This window comes from Kineococcus mangrovi (assembly GCF_041320705.1).
In the GTDB taxonomy this organism is placed as follows: domain Bacteria; phylum Actinomycetota; class Actinomycetes; order Actinomycetales; family Kineococcaceae; genus Kineococcus; species Kineococcus mangrovi.
Map to the genome: position 1 here is coordinate 87,931 of NZ_JBGGTQ010000001.1, position 15,230 is coordinate 103,160.

Below are 15,230 nucleotides of genomic sequence, written 5' to 3' on the forward strand. Positions count from 1 at the left end.
TCAGGCCCCCGGGAACCGGCGCGTCACGGCGTCGGTGAACTCGTCGCCGCGGTGCCCGTAGGACCGGAACTGGTCCCAGGACGCGCAGGCGGGGGCGAGCAGGACGGTGTCACCGGGCGCGGCGAGGTCCGCGGCGCGCGCCACCACGAGGTCCATGAGGTGGGCGGTGTCGGTGGTCACGTCCCCATCCTGCGCGAGGTCGACCTCGACGACGGGGACCTGGGGTGCGTGTCGGCGCAGCGCGTCCGCGACGAGACCGCGGTCGCGGCCGATGAGCACCGCGGCCCGCAACCGGCCGGCGTGCGCCTGCACGAGGTCGTCGAAGGAGGCGCCCTTGGCGTCGCCGCCGGCGATCCACACGACGTGCTCGAACGTCGCCAGGGAGGCGTTCGCGGCGTGGCCGTTGGTGGCCTTGGAGTCGTCCACCCAGCGGACCCCGCCGGTGCGCGCGGGGTCGAGGACGGTCGCGACCCGGTGCGGGGCGGGCCGGAAGGCGAGGACGCCGTTGCGGACGGCGACCTGCGGGACGCCGTGGGCACGGGCGAGGGCGGCCGCGGCGAGGACGTTCTCCACGGTGTGCGGCGGGACCGGGTCGTCGGTCCCCTCGGGGCGCAGGTCGCCCAGGGAGCACAGTTCCGCCGCGTGCGACTGCCGCTGCTCGACGAACGCCCGGTCGCACAGCACGTCCTCGACGAGACCGAGCATCGACAGCCCCGGCGCGGCGCGGGTGAACCCCACGGCGCGGGCGCCCTCGACGACGTCGGCCTCGCGCACGAGGTCCTCGGTGCGCGGGTCGGCGGCGTTGTAGACGCAGGCGACCTCGGTGTTCTGGTAGATGCGCCCCTTGGCCAGCGCGTACGCCTCCAGCGAGCCGTGCCAGTCGAGGTGGTCGGGGGCGACGTTGAGGACGGCCGAGGCCAGCGGGCGCACCGAGTTCTCCACATCGGTGGACAGCCAGTGCAGCTGGTAGCTGGACAGCTCCACCGCGAGCACCTCGAAGGCGTGGGGGTGCCGCAGCGCCTCTACCAGGGGGGTGCCGACGTTGCCCGCGCTCGTGGCCCGCAGCCCGGCGGCCCGCAGCATCGAGGCGAGCACCTCCACGACGGTCGTCTTGCCGTTCGTGCCCGTCAGGGTCAGCCAGGGCGCCGCCCCGGTCTCCGGGCGCATCCGCCAGGCCAGCTCCACGTCCCCCCACACGGGCACGCCCGCGAGGGCGGCGGAGACCAGCAGCGGGGCGTCGGGGTGCCAGCCGGGTGAGGTCACGACGAGGTCGAACCCGTCCCAGGGACGCGGCGGGGCGCCGACGTGCTCGGGCCCGAGCAGGACCGTGGCCCCGAGCACCTCCAGCAGCTGGGCCTTCTCCCGCTGGGACTGCCCGGTCGCGGAGTCGACGACGACGACCTCGGCACCGACCTCGAGCAGGGCGTCGGCGGCGGCGAAGCCCGACAGGCCGATCCCGGTGACGAGCGTGCGCAGACCCGACCACCGGGAGGTGAGGTGGCGCAGTTCCCGGACGCGGTCGGTGTCGTCGGCGCGGGGGTGGGGGTTGCCCAGCCAGGACTCGAACACGCGCGGCTCAGGCACCGGTCACCCACTCCGCGTAGAAGATGCCCAGGCCGAGGGAGACGAACAACCCGGCGATGATCCAGAACCGGATGACGATGGTGACCTCGCCCCAGCCGGCGAGCTCGAAGTGGTGCTGCAGCGGGGCCATCCGGAAGATGCGTTTCCTCGTGAGCTTGAAGCCGCCGACCTGCAGGATGACCGACAGCGTGATGATGACGAACAACCCGCCGAGGACGACGAGCAGGATCTGCGTGCGCGACAGGATGGCGAGCCCGGCCAGCGCCCCGCCGAGGGCCAGGGAGCCGGTGTCCCCCATGAAGATCTTCGCCGGGCTCGCGTTCCACCACAGGAACCCGAAGCAGGCGCCCATGACGGCCGCCGCCACGACGGCCAGGTCGCGCGGGTCGCGGACCTCGTAGCAGCGGGACTCGACCTCGGTGAGGGAGTAGCAGCTCTGGTTGGACTGGAACGTGCAGATGAGGACGTAGGCCGCCAGCACCATCGTCGTCGCGCCCGTCGCGAGGCCGTCGAGGCCGTCGGTGAGGTTCACCCCGTTGCTGACGGCCGAGGTGATGAGCAGCACCCAGACGACGAAGGCGATGGTGCCGCCGACCGCGCCGAACCACGCCAGGTCCAGCGGAGTGTCCCGCAGCACCGAGATGTGCGTCGAGGCGGGCGTCGCCCCGTCCTTGGCCGCCGAGGGGAACTGCAGGGCCAGGACGGCGAAGACGACGCCCACCAGACCCTGGCCGATGAGCTTGGCGCGCGCGGTGAGCCCGAGGCTGCGCTGCTTGGAGATCTTCAGGAAGTCGTCGAGGAAACCGACGATGCCGAGCCCGGTCATGAGCAGCAGCACGAGCAACCCGGACACGGTGGGCGCGCGCCCCGTGAACACGTGGGCCGCGGCGTACGCGAGCAGGGCCGCCAGGATGATGACGACCCCGCCCATGGTGGGGGTCCCGCGCTTGGTGTGGTGGGTGGTCGGCCCGTCGTCGCGGACGAACTGGCCGTACCCGCGCCGGACCAGCCAGCGGATGTACAGCGGTGTCCCGAAGAGGGCGACGACGAGCGAGAACGCTCCCGCGATGAGGACGGTCCTCACGTGTCCGACGCCTCCGCCTTCTCCTGGGTCTGGTCCTGGGTCCTGTCCTGCACGAGTTCCTCCGCGAGCCGCGCCAAGCCGGCTCCGTTCGACGACTTCACCAGCACCACGTCGCCCGGTCGCAGGCGCGGTCGCAGGAACTCCAGGGCGCTCTCGACGTCCGGGGCGAACGCCGCCTCCTCACCCCAGGAACCCTCCATGACGGCCCCGGTGTAGATCGGTCGGGCACCCGCGCCGACGACGAGGAGCTGGTCCACGTCGAGGCGGACGACGGTGCGCCCGACCAGGTCGTGCTCGTCGCGGGAGGCCGGGCCGAGCTCGAGCATCTCCCCCAGCACGGCCCAGGTCCGCCGCGGCGCGCCGTCCGCCCCGGCGTCGGCGGCCATGCCGACGAGCGCCTTGAGCGCGGCGCGGACCGAGTCCGGGTTGGCGTTGTAGGCGTCGTGGACGACGGTGACGCCGTCGGGGCGTTCGAGGACCTGCATGCGGCCGGGGCTGGCCGGTTCCGCGCGCGACAGGGCGAGCGCGACGTCGGCGACGCTCGCGCCGGTGCTCAGCGCGACGGCCGCCGCCGCGAGCGCGTTGGTCACCTGGTGCTCCCCGTGCAGGCGCAGCGCCACGTCCGCGACCGCGCCGCCGTGCTCGAGGCGGAACCGGGCGCGGGCCCGGCCGTCGAGGGTCACCTCGGCCGCCCGCACGTCCGCGTGGGCGCCGCGACCGAAGGTCAGCACGCGGGCCCGGGTGCGCGAGGCCATCGCCGCGACGCGGTCGTCGTCGGCGTTGAGCACGGCGAGGCCGCCGGTCGGCAGCGCCTCGACGAGCTCGCCCTTGGCCCGGGCCGTCGCCTCCAGGGAGCCGAACTCCCCCGCGTGGGCGGCACCGACGACGAGCTCGACACCGACGTCGGGGCGGGCGATCGCGCACAGGTGGGCGATGTGGCCGAGGCCGCGGGCGCCCATCTCCACGACGAGGGCACGGGTGCCGGCCTCGGCGCGCAGCACCGTCAGCGGGGCGCCGACCTCGTTGTTGAAGCTGCCGCGGGGGGCGACGACCGGCCCGTCGAGCACGTCCCCGAGGACCGAGGCGAGCAGGTCCTTCGTCGTCGTCTTGCCCTGCGAGCCGGTGACGGCGACGACCAGGGGGCCGGTCCCGCCCCCGTCGGTCCCGGCGCGCAGGCGCTCCAGGACGCCCGCGGCCAGGCGGCCCAGCGCGGCGACCCCGTCCTCGACGAGCACGAGGGCCGCACCGGCGGGCAGCTCGACCGCCCGCTCGGCCAGGACGACGCTCGCACCCGCCGCGACGGCGGTGCCCGCGTAGTCGGCGCCGTCGACCCGCTCCCCGGGCAGGGCGACGAACAGCGCCCCCGGGACGGCGGCCCGGGAGTCCACGACCACCGGCCCGTGCGTGCGCACGTCCCCCGCGGCGTCGGCTCCGAGGCGGCCCCCCGTCAGCTCCGCGACCTCGGTCGCGGTCAGCGCGATCACCGGGCACCTCCCCGGGCGCCGGGCGCCCCGTCCGTCGTGCCCGCGTCCCCGCCCGTCCCGGCGAGCCAGGCCACCAGCTCCTCCTCGGCCACGGCCCGGTCGTCGAAGGGGGTCACCGCACCGGCGACCTCCTGACCCCTCTCGTGGCCCTTGCCGGCGAGGAGCACGGTGTCCTGCGGGCCGGTGCAGCGCGCCAGGGCCGCGGCCACGGCAGCCCGGCGGTCGCCGACCTCCAGCACCTCGGCGGGACCGGACGCGGCGCGGGCCCCGTCGAGCACCTGCGCCCGGATCGTCGCGGGGTCCTCCGAGCGCGGGTTGTCGTCGGTGACGACGGCCACGTCGGCCAGGCGCGCGACGGCCGCGCCCATGAGGGGGCGCTTGCCGCGGTCGCGGTCCCCGCCGGCGCCGACCACGGCGACGAGCCGTCCGGGCGTGCCGACGCGCAACGTGGTGAGCACGCGCTCCAGGGCGTCGGGGGTGTGCGCGTAGTCGACGACGACGAGCGGGGCGCCGGTGCGCACGACCGCCTGCATGCGGCCGGGCACGCCCTCGGCCCGCGCCAGCCCGCGCTCGACGTCGGCGGGCCCCAGCCCCAGGCGCAGCGCGGCCACGGCCGCGACGGCGGCGTTGGCGACGTTGAACGCCCCGGGCAGGGGGCACGTCAGGTGCAGGTCGGCGTCCGGGCCGGTGAGGCGGAAGCGGCTCTCGGCCCGGCCGGGGCGGACGTCGCGGACGGACCAGTCGGCGCCGGCACCGTCCGGGCCGACGGTCTCGACCGGCACGGTGGCCAGCTCGCCGACGCGGCGGCCCCAGCCGTCGGCGTCGGCGGGGTCGACCCAGACGACCCCGCGGCGGGAGTGCGGCGGGGTGAACAGGCGGGCCTTGGCCGCGAGGTACTCCTGCATCGACCCGTGGAAGTCCAGGTGGTCCTGGGACAGGTTGGTGAAGGCGGCGACGTCCACCACGAGACCGTCGACGCGGTGCAGGGCCAGCGCGTGCGAGGAGACCTCGAGCGCGCAGCCGCGCACCCCGGCCGCGACCATCCGCGCCAGCAGGGCGTGCAGGTCCGGCGCCTCCGGCGTGGTCCGCACGCTGCTGACGCGCTCGCCCGCGACGCGGGTCTCCACGGTGCCGAGCAGACCCGTCGTCCAGCCGGCGGCGCGCCACAGCGACTCGAGGAGGTAGGCGGTCGTCGTCTTGCCGTTGGTGCCCGTGACGCCGAACGTCGTCAGCGCCGACCCGGGGTCCCCGTGGACCCGGCGGGCGAGGTCGCCGAGGACGGCGCGGGGCGTGTCCACGACGAGGACGGGCAGACCGGTGGCCTCGGCGTCGGCGCGACCGGCCGGGTCGGTGAGGACGGCGACGGCGCCGGCCGCGGCGGCCTGGGGGGCGAAGCGCGCCCCGTGCACGTTGGCCCCGGGCAGCGCGGCGTAGAGGTCACCGGGGGCGACCCGCCGGGAGTCGAGGGTGACCCCGGTGACTCTCGCGCGGGGGTGCGGAGGGGCGACGGCGCCGAGGACCCGGGCCAGGTCCGCGAGGGTGGGTCGTCCGCCGTCGATCATCGGCACGGTGGGAGGTTACCCGCCCGGCGGGTGCGGTCCGAACCGCCCGGACGGTGTGTCGCCGGCACCGCGCCGCGACCGGACGCGCAGGCTCGAGCGGTCACCGACCCGCCGTGTCGGCGACCGCACCGGTGCTGATGTCCTGCTCGGCGTCGGTGTCCCCGCCCCACGTCAACGACAGGTCCGCCGGGGGTTCGGCCGACGGCGCGATGCCGCGCTGGGCGAGGGCGTAGGTCATGACGTCCTTGAACACCGGCCCCGCCGCCGAACCCCCGTAGTAGTTCGTCTTGGGGTCCTGCAGGATCACCGCGACCACGAGTTCGGGGTCGTCGGCCGGGGCGAGCCCGATGAAGGAGGCGGTGTACCCGGAGTACCGCCCGAGGTCGACGTCGTAGCGGTTCGCCGTCCCCGTCTTGCCCGCCACGAGGTACCCGGGGATCTCGGCGGCCGCCGCCGTCCCGGCCTCGCTGACGACGGCCTGCATCATGTCCCGCAGCGTGGTGGCGGTGGCGGCGCTGATGACGCGGGAACTGGCCCCGGCCGGTTCGGTGCGGTAGTCGCCGTTCGGGGCCGAGGTGCCGGCGATGAGCGTGGGTTCCACGCGGACGCCGTCGTTGGCGATGGTGGCGAAGACCGAGGCGGCCTGCACCGCCGTGACCGACAGCCCCTGCCCGAACATCACCGTGTACCGCTGCGTCCCGGAGTACTTCGCGGGGTCGCCGAGGATCCCGCCGCTCTCGCCGGGGAACTTCAGGGACGTCTTGGCGCCGAAGCCGAAGGCGAGGTGGTAGTCGTGCAGGATCTGGGAGGTCGTGCGCAGGTCGGCGTTCAGCTTCTCCCCCGCCAGGATCGTCCCGATGTTGCTGGACTGGGCGAGGACGCCTGCGAGCGTGAGCTTCTCGTCGCCGTGCGGGTGGGAGTCGTGGAACGTCTTGTCGAAGCGCGGCAGTTCCCCGGGGACGACGAAGCGGGTGTCGGCCGTGGCGACGCCCTCCTCCAGCGCCGCGGCCAGCGTCACCACCTTCGCCGTGGACCCGGGCTCGAAGACCTTGGTGAGCGCGGTGTTCTGCAACTGGTCGTTCGTGAGGTTCACGAGGTTCGTCGGGTCCAGGCTCGGCGCGCTCGCCAGGGCGAGCAGGCGCTGCTCCTTGTCCATGATGACGACCGTGCCGGACTCGGCCCCCGTCTCGGCCACCTTGGCGGCGATGGCCGACTGGGCCTTCCACTGCAGGTCCGAGTCGATGGTCAGGTGCAGGGAGGTGCCGTCGACGGGGTCCACCGTCTCCCGGTCCCCCAGCGGGATCTCCTGGCCGCCCGCGCTGCGCTCGTAGCGCATCCAGCCGTTCGTGCCGAGGAGCAGGGAGTTGCGCGCCTCCTCCAGACCGGACAGGGGGCGGTCGGTGAACGCCTTCGTCTTCTCGTCCTGCTCGGGCGTGCCCAGGACGCCGACGAGCGTGGAGGACGCGCTGCCGGTGGGGTAGATGCGCTGGGTCTGGCGCACGGAGGTGATGCCGGCGATCCCCAGGTCGTCGACCTGCTGCCACAGCTCCGGGGTGATGCCGAGGGCCACGACGGCGTACCGGTTGTCCCCGGTGAGCTTCGTCGTGAGGGTGGCCTCGTCGATGCCGAGGACGGGCGCCAGCCGCTGCGCCGCCCCTTCCGGGCCGGTGCCGTACTTCGAGCTGTACGGCTTGCCGTTGCGCAGGTTGTAACCGCTGAGCGCCTTCGGGTCGGCGATGACGTCGCGCCGTTCGACGGACGTGGCGAGCACGACGCCCTTGGCGTCGAGGATGTCCCCGCGCTTGGCGTACAGCGTCGCCGTCGACGTCCGCTGCTGGAGGGCGTCGTCGGCGAGCTTGCTGGCGTCGGCCCCCTGCAGCTGCACCAGCCGGCCGCCGAGCACCGTCAGCCCACCCAGCACCCCGAGGGTGTAGACGCGCATGCGCATGTCGGGGCGGGGACGGGGGTCCTGCTCGTCGGGACGGGGGCGGCGCGGGCGGGACACGCGGGTACCTCTTCGACCTCGGGGGTGGGGTGCGGTCTCAGCGGGCCGGCGCCGGAGCGGGAGACGGGGAACCGGCAGCGGTCGAGGGCCGCGGGGCCGGGGTCGCCTCCCCCACGGCGCCGGTGCCCGTGAGGTGGACGGGGTCGGGGGCCGGCACCATGCCGAGCTCGCCGGCGCGGGTGGCGAGGTGCTCGGGCGAGGACTGCTGGGCGAGGTCCTCGGCCACGGCCTGCTGCTGGTCGGCCAGGCGGCCGCTCGTCACCTGCAGGTCGGTGATCTCGTACGCATCGCCGGCGATGGCGATGTTCGTCATGAGCAGCCCGAGCAGACCCAGGGTCAGCAGGAGGACGCAGGCCACGGGCAGCGGCAGACGCACCCGCCGCGTGGCGGGCGGGGTGACGACCTGCAGTTCGGGGCGGGTGTCCGCGGACGACCCGGGCTGGCGGACCGGAGCCTTCCGGGCCGCGATCAGGGGCTGGCTCATCACGGCGTCCTTCCGTCGGTCGTGCCGTGGTCCGGCCCGAGTTCCGTGGTCTGTCGGTTGGTGCTGGTGCTGTTGCGGGTGTCGCGCTGCCGGGGGTTCCGGGAGGTGACGCGACCGCTGGACCGTGACCGATCCTGCTCGGGTAGTCGGCGCACCGCGCGGAGGCGCGCCGACGCCGCGCGGGGATTCTCCGCGAGTTCGGCCTCCCCGGCCTGTTCACCGCCCCGGGTGAGCAGTTCCGCCCGGGGTCCGGAACCCTCGGGGACGAACGGCAGGTCCGGCGGCGCGGAACTCGAGGACAGTTGCCGCAGAACGTTCTTCGTGATCCGGTCCTCGAGGGAGTGGAACGTGAGGACGGCCAGCCGGCCGTCGGGGGCGAGGCGCTCGAAAGCCGCCGGCAACGTCCGTTCGACGACCCCCAGTTCGTCATTCACGGTGATGCGCAACGCCTGGAACGTGCGCTTGGCCGGGTTCCCCCCGGTGCGCCGTGCAGCGGCGGGGACGTTGGCGCGCACCAGGTCCACGAGCCTGGCCGAGTTCCTGAACGGTTCGCGCTCGCGTTCGCGCACGACGGCCGAGGCGATGCGGGGAGCGAACTTCTCCTCCCCCCACGTGCGCAGCAGGCGCGTCAAGTCGCTGTGCGAGAAGGTGTTCAGGACGTCAGCGGCCGTCCGGCCCGTCGTCGGGTCCATCCGCATGTCGAGCGGGGTGTCGCGGGCGTAGGAGAAACCCCGGTCGTCCTCGTCGAGCTGCAACGAGGACACGCCGAGGTCGAGGAACACCGCGTCGACGGTGTCCAGGCCGAGGTCGTCGAGGGCGTCGTCGAAGCGGTCGGAGACCGCGTGCACCAGCGTCACGCGGTCGGCGAACTCGTGGAGCCGGTGGGCGGCGAGCTCGAGGGCGTGGGGATCGCGGTCCACGCCGACCAACCGCAGCCCGGGGTGACGGCGCAGGAGCTCGGCCGCGTGTCCCCCCATGCCCAGGGTGAGGTCGACGCTCACCGCCCGCGGGTGCTGCAGGGCGGGCGAGAGGACGGCGGTGCAGCGGTCCAGGAGGACGGGGGCGTGCCGCTCGGCGGCCTCGGCGGCGCGGGCCCCCGGCAGGGGCGCGAGGTCGCAGGACGGGTCGACGACGGGCTCGACGGACGGGTGCTGTCCGCCCACCGTCCCACCCCCTGCCCCGCTGCTCGCTCCGTCACCACCTGCCTGCCCATCGGTCTCCGGCGGACCTCCCGCCGGACCCGTCGTCGGGCGTGGTCCCCATCCGCTCGTGCCCGTCAGCCCTGGCGCCGGGGAAGTGGCGTCAGGACCGTCGGGTCCGGGCGGCTGGAGGCCGCGTCCGACGGCTGCCCCGAATCTCGACCGCGACTCGGGGCGGGGGTCACAGGACCCCCGGGAGGACCTCCTCGCTGCGCTCGGCGAAGGCGGACTCCGCGCCCTCCAGGTAGGTCTCCCAGGTCGGCAGGTCCCACAGCTCGACCCGGCTGCCGGCACCGATGACGGCGACGTCCCGGTCGAGACCGGCGTACTGGCGCAGCAGCGGCGGCACGGTGACCCGGCCCTGCTTGTCCGGCACCTCGCTCGAGGCACCCGACAGGAAGACGCGCTGGTAGTCGCGCGCCTCCTTGTTGGTGAGCGGCGCCTGTCGCAGCTCCTCGTGCATCCGCTGGAACTCCTGCATCGGGAAGAGGTAGAGGCAGCGGTCCTGCCCCCGGGTGATGACGAGACCGTCGAGCAGCTGGTCCCGGAAGCGAGCCGGGAGGATCAGCCGGCCCTTGTCGTCCAGTCGGGGTGTGTGGGTGCCCAGGAACACCGCGCACCCCCACCGAACGGGTCTGTCGTCCGTCGTCGAGTCCTCGCGCCGGGTCCCCTGTGGACCAGGCTCCTCCACGGTACTCCACTTTCCTCCACCGTCAACGTCAGTCAACTCTGAGTGACCGCGCGGATGCGGTATCGATGCAGGTCAGCGCGGTGGGTGGTGGTGGAGGGGGTGCGGAGCGGCTCAGACCCCCCACCGGGCCGTCACCCCGTGCACACGGCCTCCCCCGGCCCGGGGGGAGGCCTCCCGCGCCCCGCCGGGCCGCCGCCGGCGCCCGAGTGGGGGGAAGTGGGGACCGATCGCGGTCCCGGGAGCCGGCGACCACGCGGTGGACGGGCGCGGGGGGCGCACCGTGGGGCAGAGTGGGGGCGTCCGGCACCGGTGCCCGGTCGCAGGTCCGTTCGCGGCCCGCGCCCGGGCACCGCCCGCCGGGACCGGACGTTCGAACTCGCGACGTCCACCGAACGAGACGAGGGCACGTGACCACGACGAGCGCACTCCCCGGCAGCCACCCCGCCGAGTCCCCGACGCTGGACCCCCACGACCTGCCCGCCGCGCTCGAGAGGTTGCGCAGCGTCGCCGACGACCTCGCCGTCGCCGTCGACCGCGTCATCCAGGGCAAGGACGAGACGGTGCGGCTGGCGCTGACGGTCCTGTTCTCCGAGGGCCACCTGCTGGTGGAGGACGTCCCCGGTGTCGGCAAGACGATGCTGGCCAAGTCGCTGGCGCGCGCGATCGACGGGAGCGTGCGGCGCATCCAGTTCACCCCGGACCTGCTGCCCAGCGACGTCACCGGGTCGAGCATCTGGAACCAGGAGCGGGCCACGTTCGAGTTCCGCCCCGGGGCGGTCTTCGCCAACGTCGTCATCGGCGACGAGATCAACCGGGCCTCGCCCAAGACCCAGTCGGCGCTGCTGGAGTGCATGGAGGAGGGGCAGGTCACGGTCGACGGGACGACGTGGCAGCTGGACCGGCCCTTCATCGTCTTCGCCACGCAGAACCCCGTCGAGATGGACGGCACCTACCCCCTGCCCGAGGCCCAGCGCGACCGCTTCGCCGCCCGCATCTCCATGGGGTACCCCTCCGTCGACGCGGAGCTGACGATGCTCAGCGAGCACGGGGTCACCGACCCCCTGGACGCGGTCACCCCCGTCGTGGACGTCGCCGAGGTGCGGGCGCTGTCGCGGGCCGTGCGCAGCGTGCACGCCGCCGAGGCGCTCAAGCAGTACGTCGTGGACCTCGTGCGCCGCACTCGCTCCCACCCCGACCTGCGCCTCGGCGCGTCCCCGCGCGCCGCCCTGCACCTGCTGCGCACCGCGCGGTCGCGCGCGGCGCTGGAGGGCCGGGACCACGTGCTGCCCGACGACGTCCAGGCCCTCGCGGTCCCCGTCGTCGCCCACCGCCTGCTGCTGACCGCCGACGCGCTGCTCGCCGGACGGGACGGCGCCGACGTCGTCACGGACGTGCTCCGCACGACGGCGCTCCCCTCGCCCCGGTGAGCGGGCCCCGGTGAGGGCCGGCGCCACCCGCCCCACGGCCCGCGGCTGGGCCTTCTGCGTGGTGGGTCTGCTCGCGCTCGTGGGTGCTCCCGCCCTCGGCCAGCGCGACATCCTGCGCATCGGGGTGCTCCTGCTCGTGCTGGTCCTCGTCGCGGCGTGGTCCACCCACCGCGCGGTGCGGACCCTCGAGCTGGTGTCGAGGTCGAAGGACGAGCTCGTCGAAGCGGGGGTGACGAGCACGGTGCGCCTCGAGGTGCTCGGCCGGGCCGGAGCGGGGGTCCGGCTCGTCCTCGAGGACGCCGTCCCGCTGGCGCTCGGCGGCACGGCGCGACTGCCCGTGCCCCGGCTGCGGGAGGGAGAGACCCTCGACCTGGAGTACAGGGTCAGGTCGGAGGTCCGGGGGTCCTACCCGCTCGGCCCGGCGAGCGTCGTGGCGGGTGATCTCTTCGGTCTCGTCCGTGCCCGCCGGGTGCTGGGCACCCCGGTGGTGCTCGACGTGCTGCCGCGCGTGCACCCCCTCACGGAGCTGTCGCTGGGCGAGCTGGGCGGGACCCGCGGGTCGTCCGGCGGTGCGTCCGCCGCGGCCGCCCCCGACGACGCGTCCATCCGCGAGTACCGCGTCGGCGACGACCTGCGGCGCGTGCACTGGCGCTCCACGGCCCGCCGGGGCACCGTCATGGTCCGCTTGGACGAGCACCCTGGCCGCCCCGACGTCGTCGTCCTGCTCGACACCCGCGAGGGTGCGCACCGTGGTCGGGGCGCGGGGTCCTCCCTGGAGTGGGCCGTCAGCGCGGCGGCCTCCGCCACCGCCCACCTGCAGCGGCGCCGGCACCGCGTCCGGCTGCTGCACGACGGCGCCTACGACCCCCCGAGCGAGCTGGACGAGACGTCGGCCGCCCGGGGGATCATGCGTTCCCTCGCCCGGCTGGGTACCGGCGCCCGGGACGGCCTGGCCCGCTCCGTGACCGAGCTCGGCCGGACCGAGGCGACGCTGCTCGTCGCCGTCCTGGGCGACGTCGACGAGGACGACGTGGCCCCCCTGCTCGCAGCCCGCCCCCTGGGGGTGCCGGCCCTCGCGGTGCTCCTGCGGACCGGGGACTGGGCCTCGGCACCGGCTGCGCGCGCCCGCGGCGAGCGGGACGACCGGACCGGCCCGGACCGCCTCGACCGGGCGCGGCTGGTGCTGTCCCGGGCGGGGTGGCGGACCGCCGTCGCCGGACCCGAGGACACCGTCCCGCAGGTGTGGGCGCGGTTGACGCGCCTGGACGCGCGGAGCGACCATCCGTCGTCGCCCCCACCCGCCAGGGAGGTCCCCTCGTGACCCGCAGTGCCCGGACCGCCCTGTGGGCCGCCGCCGCCAGCGCCGCGGCCGTGCTCACGCTGAACCCGCTCGTCGTGTCCTCGGGGTGGCTCGTCGGGGCGTTCGGGATCGTCTTCGCCGTCGTCGGGGCCGGTCTCCTCGTCCGGGGCCTGTTCCACCGGCCGGGACTGGCCGTCGCGGTCCAGGGACTCGTCGTCCTGCTCGTCGTCGTGCTGCTCTTCAACGGCGGGACCGCCCCGCTCGGGGTGGTCCCCACCCCCGCGACCGTCGACCGGCTCGTGCAGCTGGCCACCGACGGCGTCCAGGTCGTCCAGCGCTACAGCGTCCCGGCCGTCGACCTGCGCGGGCTGCGCCTGCTGCTGGTCGCCGGGGCCGGGCTGGTCGCCTTCGCCGTCGACCTGTTCGCGGTGACGCTGCGGCAGCCGGCCCTGGCCGGGTTGCCCCTGCTGGGGGTGCTGGCCGTGCCGCTGGCCCTCGCGCCCGGCGGGTCCGGCGCCGTCGCCTTCGTGCTCGCCGGCGTCCCCTACCTCGTGCTGCTCGCCGGCGACCGCGGGACCCCCGCCCGCCACCCGCGGTCCGGGCGGTCCGGGCGGTCGGTGACCGGGGTGACCGCGAGCGCCACGGCCGCCGTCGCCCTCGTGGCCGCCGTCGCCGTGCCGGCCGCCGTCCCGGGGCTGGACGAGCGGCCGCTGACGATCGACACCGGGCCGGGCGACACCATCGCCGTCATCAACCCGATCCTCAACCTCAAGGCGTCGCTGGGTGCCCGTTCGGACGCGACGATCGTCACGTACGCGACGGACGAGCCGGACCCCGCACCGCTGCGGATCGTGACGGCCGACGTGTTCGACGGGCAGACCTGGGCACCGAGCACCGGCGCCGACATCCCGCGCCGGCAGCGGGTGCAGGACGGGCTGAGCCCGGCACCGGGGCTGTCCGACGCCGTCCGGGACCAGTCCGTGGTCCGGAGCACGCAGATCTCGATCCGCGGCCTGGACCAGACGTACCTGCCGCTGCCGTACCCCGCGCTGCGCGTCGACATCGCCGGGAACTGGCTGTACGAGACCGACAGCCTGAACGTCGTCGGGGACGGGGAGACGACCCGCGGCCGGCAGTACACCGTGACGCACCTGGAGGTGCAGCCGACGGAGGAGGAGCTGCGGGCCGCCCCGCCGGCACCCGGTGACGTCCAGGAGCGGTACACGGAGCTGCCGCAGCTGCCGGCGGTCGTCGCCGACACGGCGCAGCAGGTCACGGCGGGTGCGACGAACGCCTACGAGCGGGCCGCGCTGCTGCAGCGGTACTTCCGCTCCAGCGGCGGTTTCACGTACTCCACGACGGCCCCCAACGACGGCGGGAGCGACGCGGTCGCGACGTTCCTGTCGGAGAAGTCGGGGTTCTGCGTGCAGTTCGCCTCGGCCATGGCGGTGATGGCGCGCTCGTTGCAGATCCCGGCCCGCGTGGCCATCGGCTTCCTGCCGGGCCGGGAGACGCAGACCGGGCAGGACGGCGCGCTGAGCCGGTGGCGCATCAGCGCCCAGGACGCGCACGCGTGGCCGGAGCTGTTCTTCGAGGGTGTGGGCTGGGTGCGGTTCGAGCCCACCCCGGCGACCCGCACGGGTCAGTCCCCGGGGTACTCCGTGCCGCAGGTCGCCACGGAGCCCCCGGTCCAGGGGCAGACGGGGGCGACGCCCCCGCCCGCGGCGAGCAGCGCGCCCAGCGCGTCGGCGAGCACGAGCACGGCGACCGCGACCGGCCCCGCCGCCGCGGCGGCACCCACGGGGTGGGACCGCTTCCTGGGCCTGCCGTGGGGATGGATCCTCGGCGCGCTGCTCCTGCTCGTCGCCGTCCTGACCCCCTGGGTCTCGACCGCGCTGCTGACCCGGCGGCGGTGGGCCGGGGTCACGGGCGCGGCGTCGTCCGCGGAGGCGGCCTGGGCGGAGCTGGACGACCGCGTCCACGACCTCGGTGTCAGCTGGCCCCCCTCGACGACCCCGCGGCAGCGGGCGGTGGGCCTGTCGGAGTTCGCGGGAGCCGGTTCACCGGCCGCGGACCAGCTGGCCCGGTTGCGCGCGGCCGTGGAGAGCGCCCGCTTCGGGCCGGGCTCGGGCGCCGGGGGCGGGGTGCTGGTGGCCCAGCGCACCGACCGGCAGGTGGGCCGGCTCGTGCGGGCCGACGTCGACGCCGTCGTCGAGGCCGTCGGCGCGCAGCGGTCGCGGTGGGTGCGGTGGCGGGCACGGCTGTTCCCCACGGCCGGGGTGCGGCGGGCGCTGGACTGGTGGGACCGGGACTGACGCCCGTTCCCGGGCGGGCCGCTGCGGCCGTTCACCGGGCCGTGGCGCCGGGGTGCTGTGGCCCAGCCCGGGCCCGCCGAGACGGAGAGGCAGAA

Annotated in this window: 11 protein-coding genes; 3 read left to right on the plus strand and 8 right to left on the minus strand. The window is 75.2% G+C overall.

Features of this window, described 5'->3' with window-relative positions:
* The 8 genes from murD to mraZ all read right to left on the minus strand — a co-directional run bounded on the left by murD (position 1) and on the right by mraZ (position 10,015).
* Positions 1-1,584 (minus strand): UDP-N-acetylmuramoyl-L-alanine--D-glutamate ligase, encoded by a 1,584-nt coding sequence (gene murD / locus AB2L28_RS00405; protein ID WP_370716751.1) that lies wholly within the window; start codon positions 1,582-1,584, stop codon positions 1-3.
* Positions 1,577-2,668 carry a phospho-N-acetylmuramoyl-pentapeptide-transferase gene (gene mraY / locus AB2L28_RS00410; RefSeq protein ID WP_370716752.1) on the minus strand — a complete coding sequence of 364 codons (1,092 nt, stop codon included), beginning with the start codon at positions 2,666-2,668 and terminating at the stop codon, positions 1,577-1,579. Before mraY ends, murD begins: the two co-directional genes overlap by 8 nt.
* Entirely contained in the window at positions 2,665-4,152 is a 1,488-nt protein-coding gene (locus AB2L28_RS00415; RefSeq protein ID WP_370716753.1) for a UDP-N-acetylmuramoyl-tripeptide--D-alanyl-D-alanine ligase, read from the minus strand. The genes mraY and AB2L28_RS00415 overlap by 4 nt, the downstream gene beginning before the upstream one ends.
* Positions 4,149-5,714 (minus strand): UDP-N-acetylmuramoyl-L-alanyl-D-glutamate--2,6-diaminopimelate ligase, encoded by a 1,566-nt coding sequence (locus tag AB2L28_RS00420; protein WP_370717243.1) that lies wholly within the window; start codon positions 5,712-5,714, stop codon positions 4,149-4,151. Before AB2L28_RS00420 ends, AB2L28_RS00415 begins: the two co-directional genes overlap by 4 nt.
* A gap of 100 nt (positions 5,715-5,814) precedes the next feature.
* On the minus strand, positions 5,815-7,719 hold the full coding sequence (locus tag AB2L28_RS00425) for a peptidoglycan D,D-transpeptidase FtsI family protein (RefSeq protein WP_370716754.1): 1,905 nt from the start codon (positions 7,717-7,719) through the stop codon (positions 5,815-5,817).
* Positions 7,720-7,756: 37 nt separating this feature from the next.
* On the minus strand, positions 7,757-8,203 hold the full coding sequence (gene ftsL / locus AB2L28_RS00430; protein ID WP_370716755.1) for a cell division protein FtsL: 447 nt from the start codon (positions 8,201-8,203) through the stop codon (positions 7,757-7,759).
* Positions 8,203-9,306, minus strand: a complete 1,104-nt coding sequence (gene rsmH / locus AB2L28_RS00435) for a 16S rRNA (cytosine(1402)-N(4))-methyltransferase RsmH (RefSeq protein ID WP_370717244.1) — start codon at positions 9,304-9,306, stop codon at positions 8,203-8,205. The genes ftsL and rsmH overlap by 1 nt, the downstream gene beginning before the upstream one ends.
* 277 nt (positions 9,307-9,583) lie before the next feature.
* Entirely contained in the window at positions 9,584-10,015 is a 432-nt protein-coding gene (mraZ, locus tag AB2L28_RS00440; protein WP_370716756.1) for a division/cell wall cluster transcriptional repressor MraZ, read from the minus strand.
* Positions 10,016-10,500: 485 nt separating this feature from the next.
* On the opposite strand from mraZ, the gene AB2L28_RS00445 reads away from it, so the two are divergent.
* From AB2L28_RS00445 to AB2L28_RS00455, 3 genes are read left to right on the plus strand one after another with little or no spacing between them, the layout of a single operon-like run.
* Positions 10,501-11,520: an AAA family ATPase gene (locus tag AB2L28_RS00445; RefSeq protein WP_370716757.1), complete on the plus strand. Its 1,020-nt coding sequence runs from the start codon at positions 10,501-10,503 to the stop codon at positions 11,518-11,520.
* A 10-nt stretch (positions 11,521-11,530) separates the two neighbouring features.
* On the plus strand, positions 11,531-12,841 hold the full coding sequence (locus AB2L28_RS00450) for a DUF58 domain-containing protein (protein WP_370716758.1): 1,311 nt from the start codon (positions 11,531-11,533) through the stop codon (positions 12,839-12,841).
* A complete protein-coding gene (locus AB2L28_RS00455) occupies positions 12,838-15,135 on the plus strand; it encodes a transglutaminase TgpA family protein (protein ID WP_370716759.1) in 2,298 nt (765 codons plus the stop codon). Before AB2L28_RS00450 ends, AB2L28_RS00455 begins: the two co-directional genes overlap by 4 nt.
* Positions 15,136-15,230: the final 95 nt, after the last annotated feature.

Coding starts and splice junctions, on each gene's coding strand:
- AB2L28_RS00420 (WP_370717243.1), bottom strand. CDS start 5,714: ATGATCGACGGCGGACGACCCACCCTCGCGGACCTGGCCCGGGTCCTC.
- ftsL (WP_370716755.1), bottom strand. CDS start 8,203: ATGAGCCAGCCCCTGATCGCGGCCCGGAAGGCTCCGGTCCGCCAGCCC.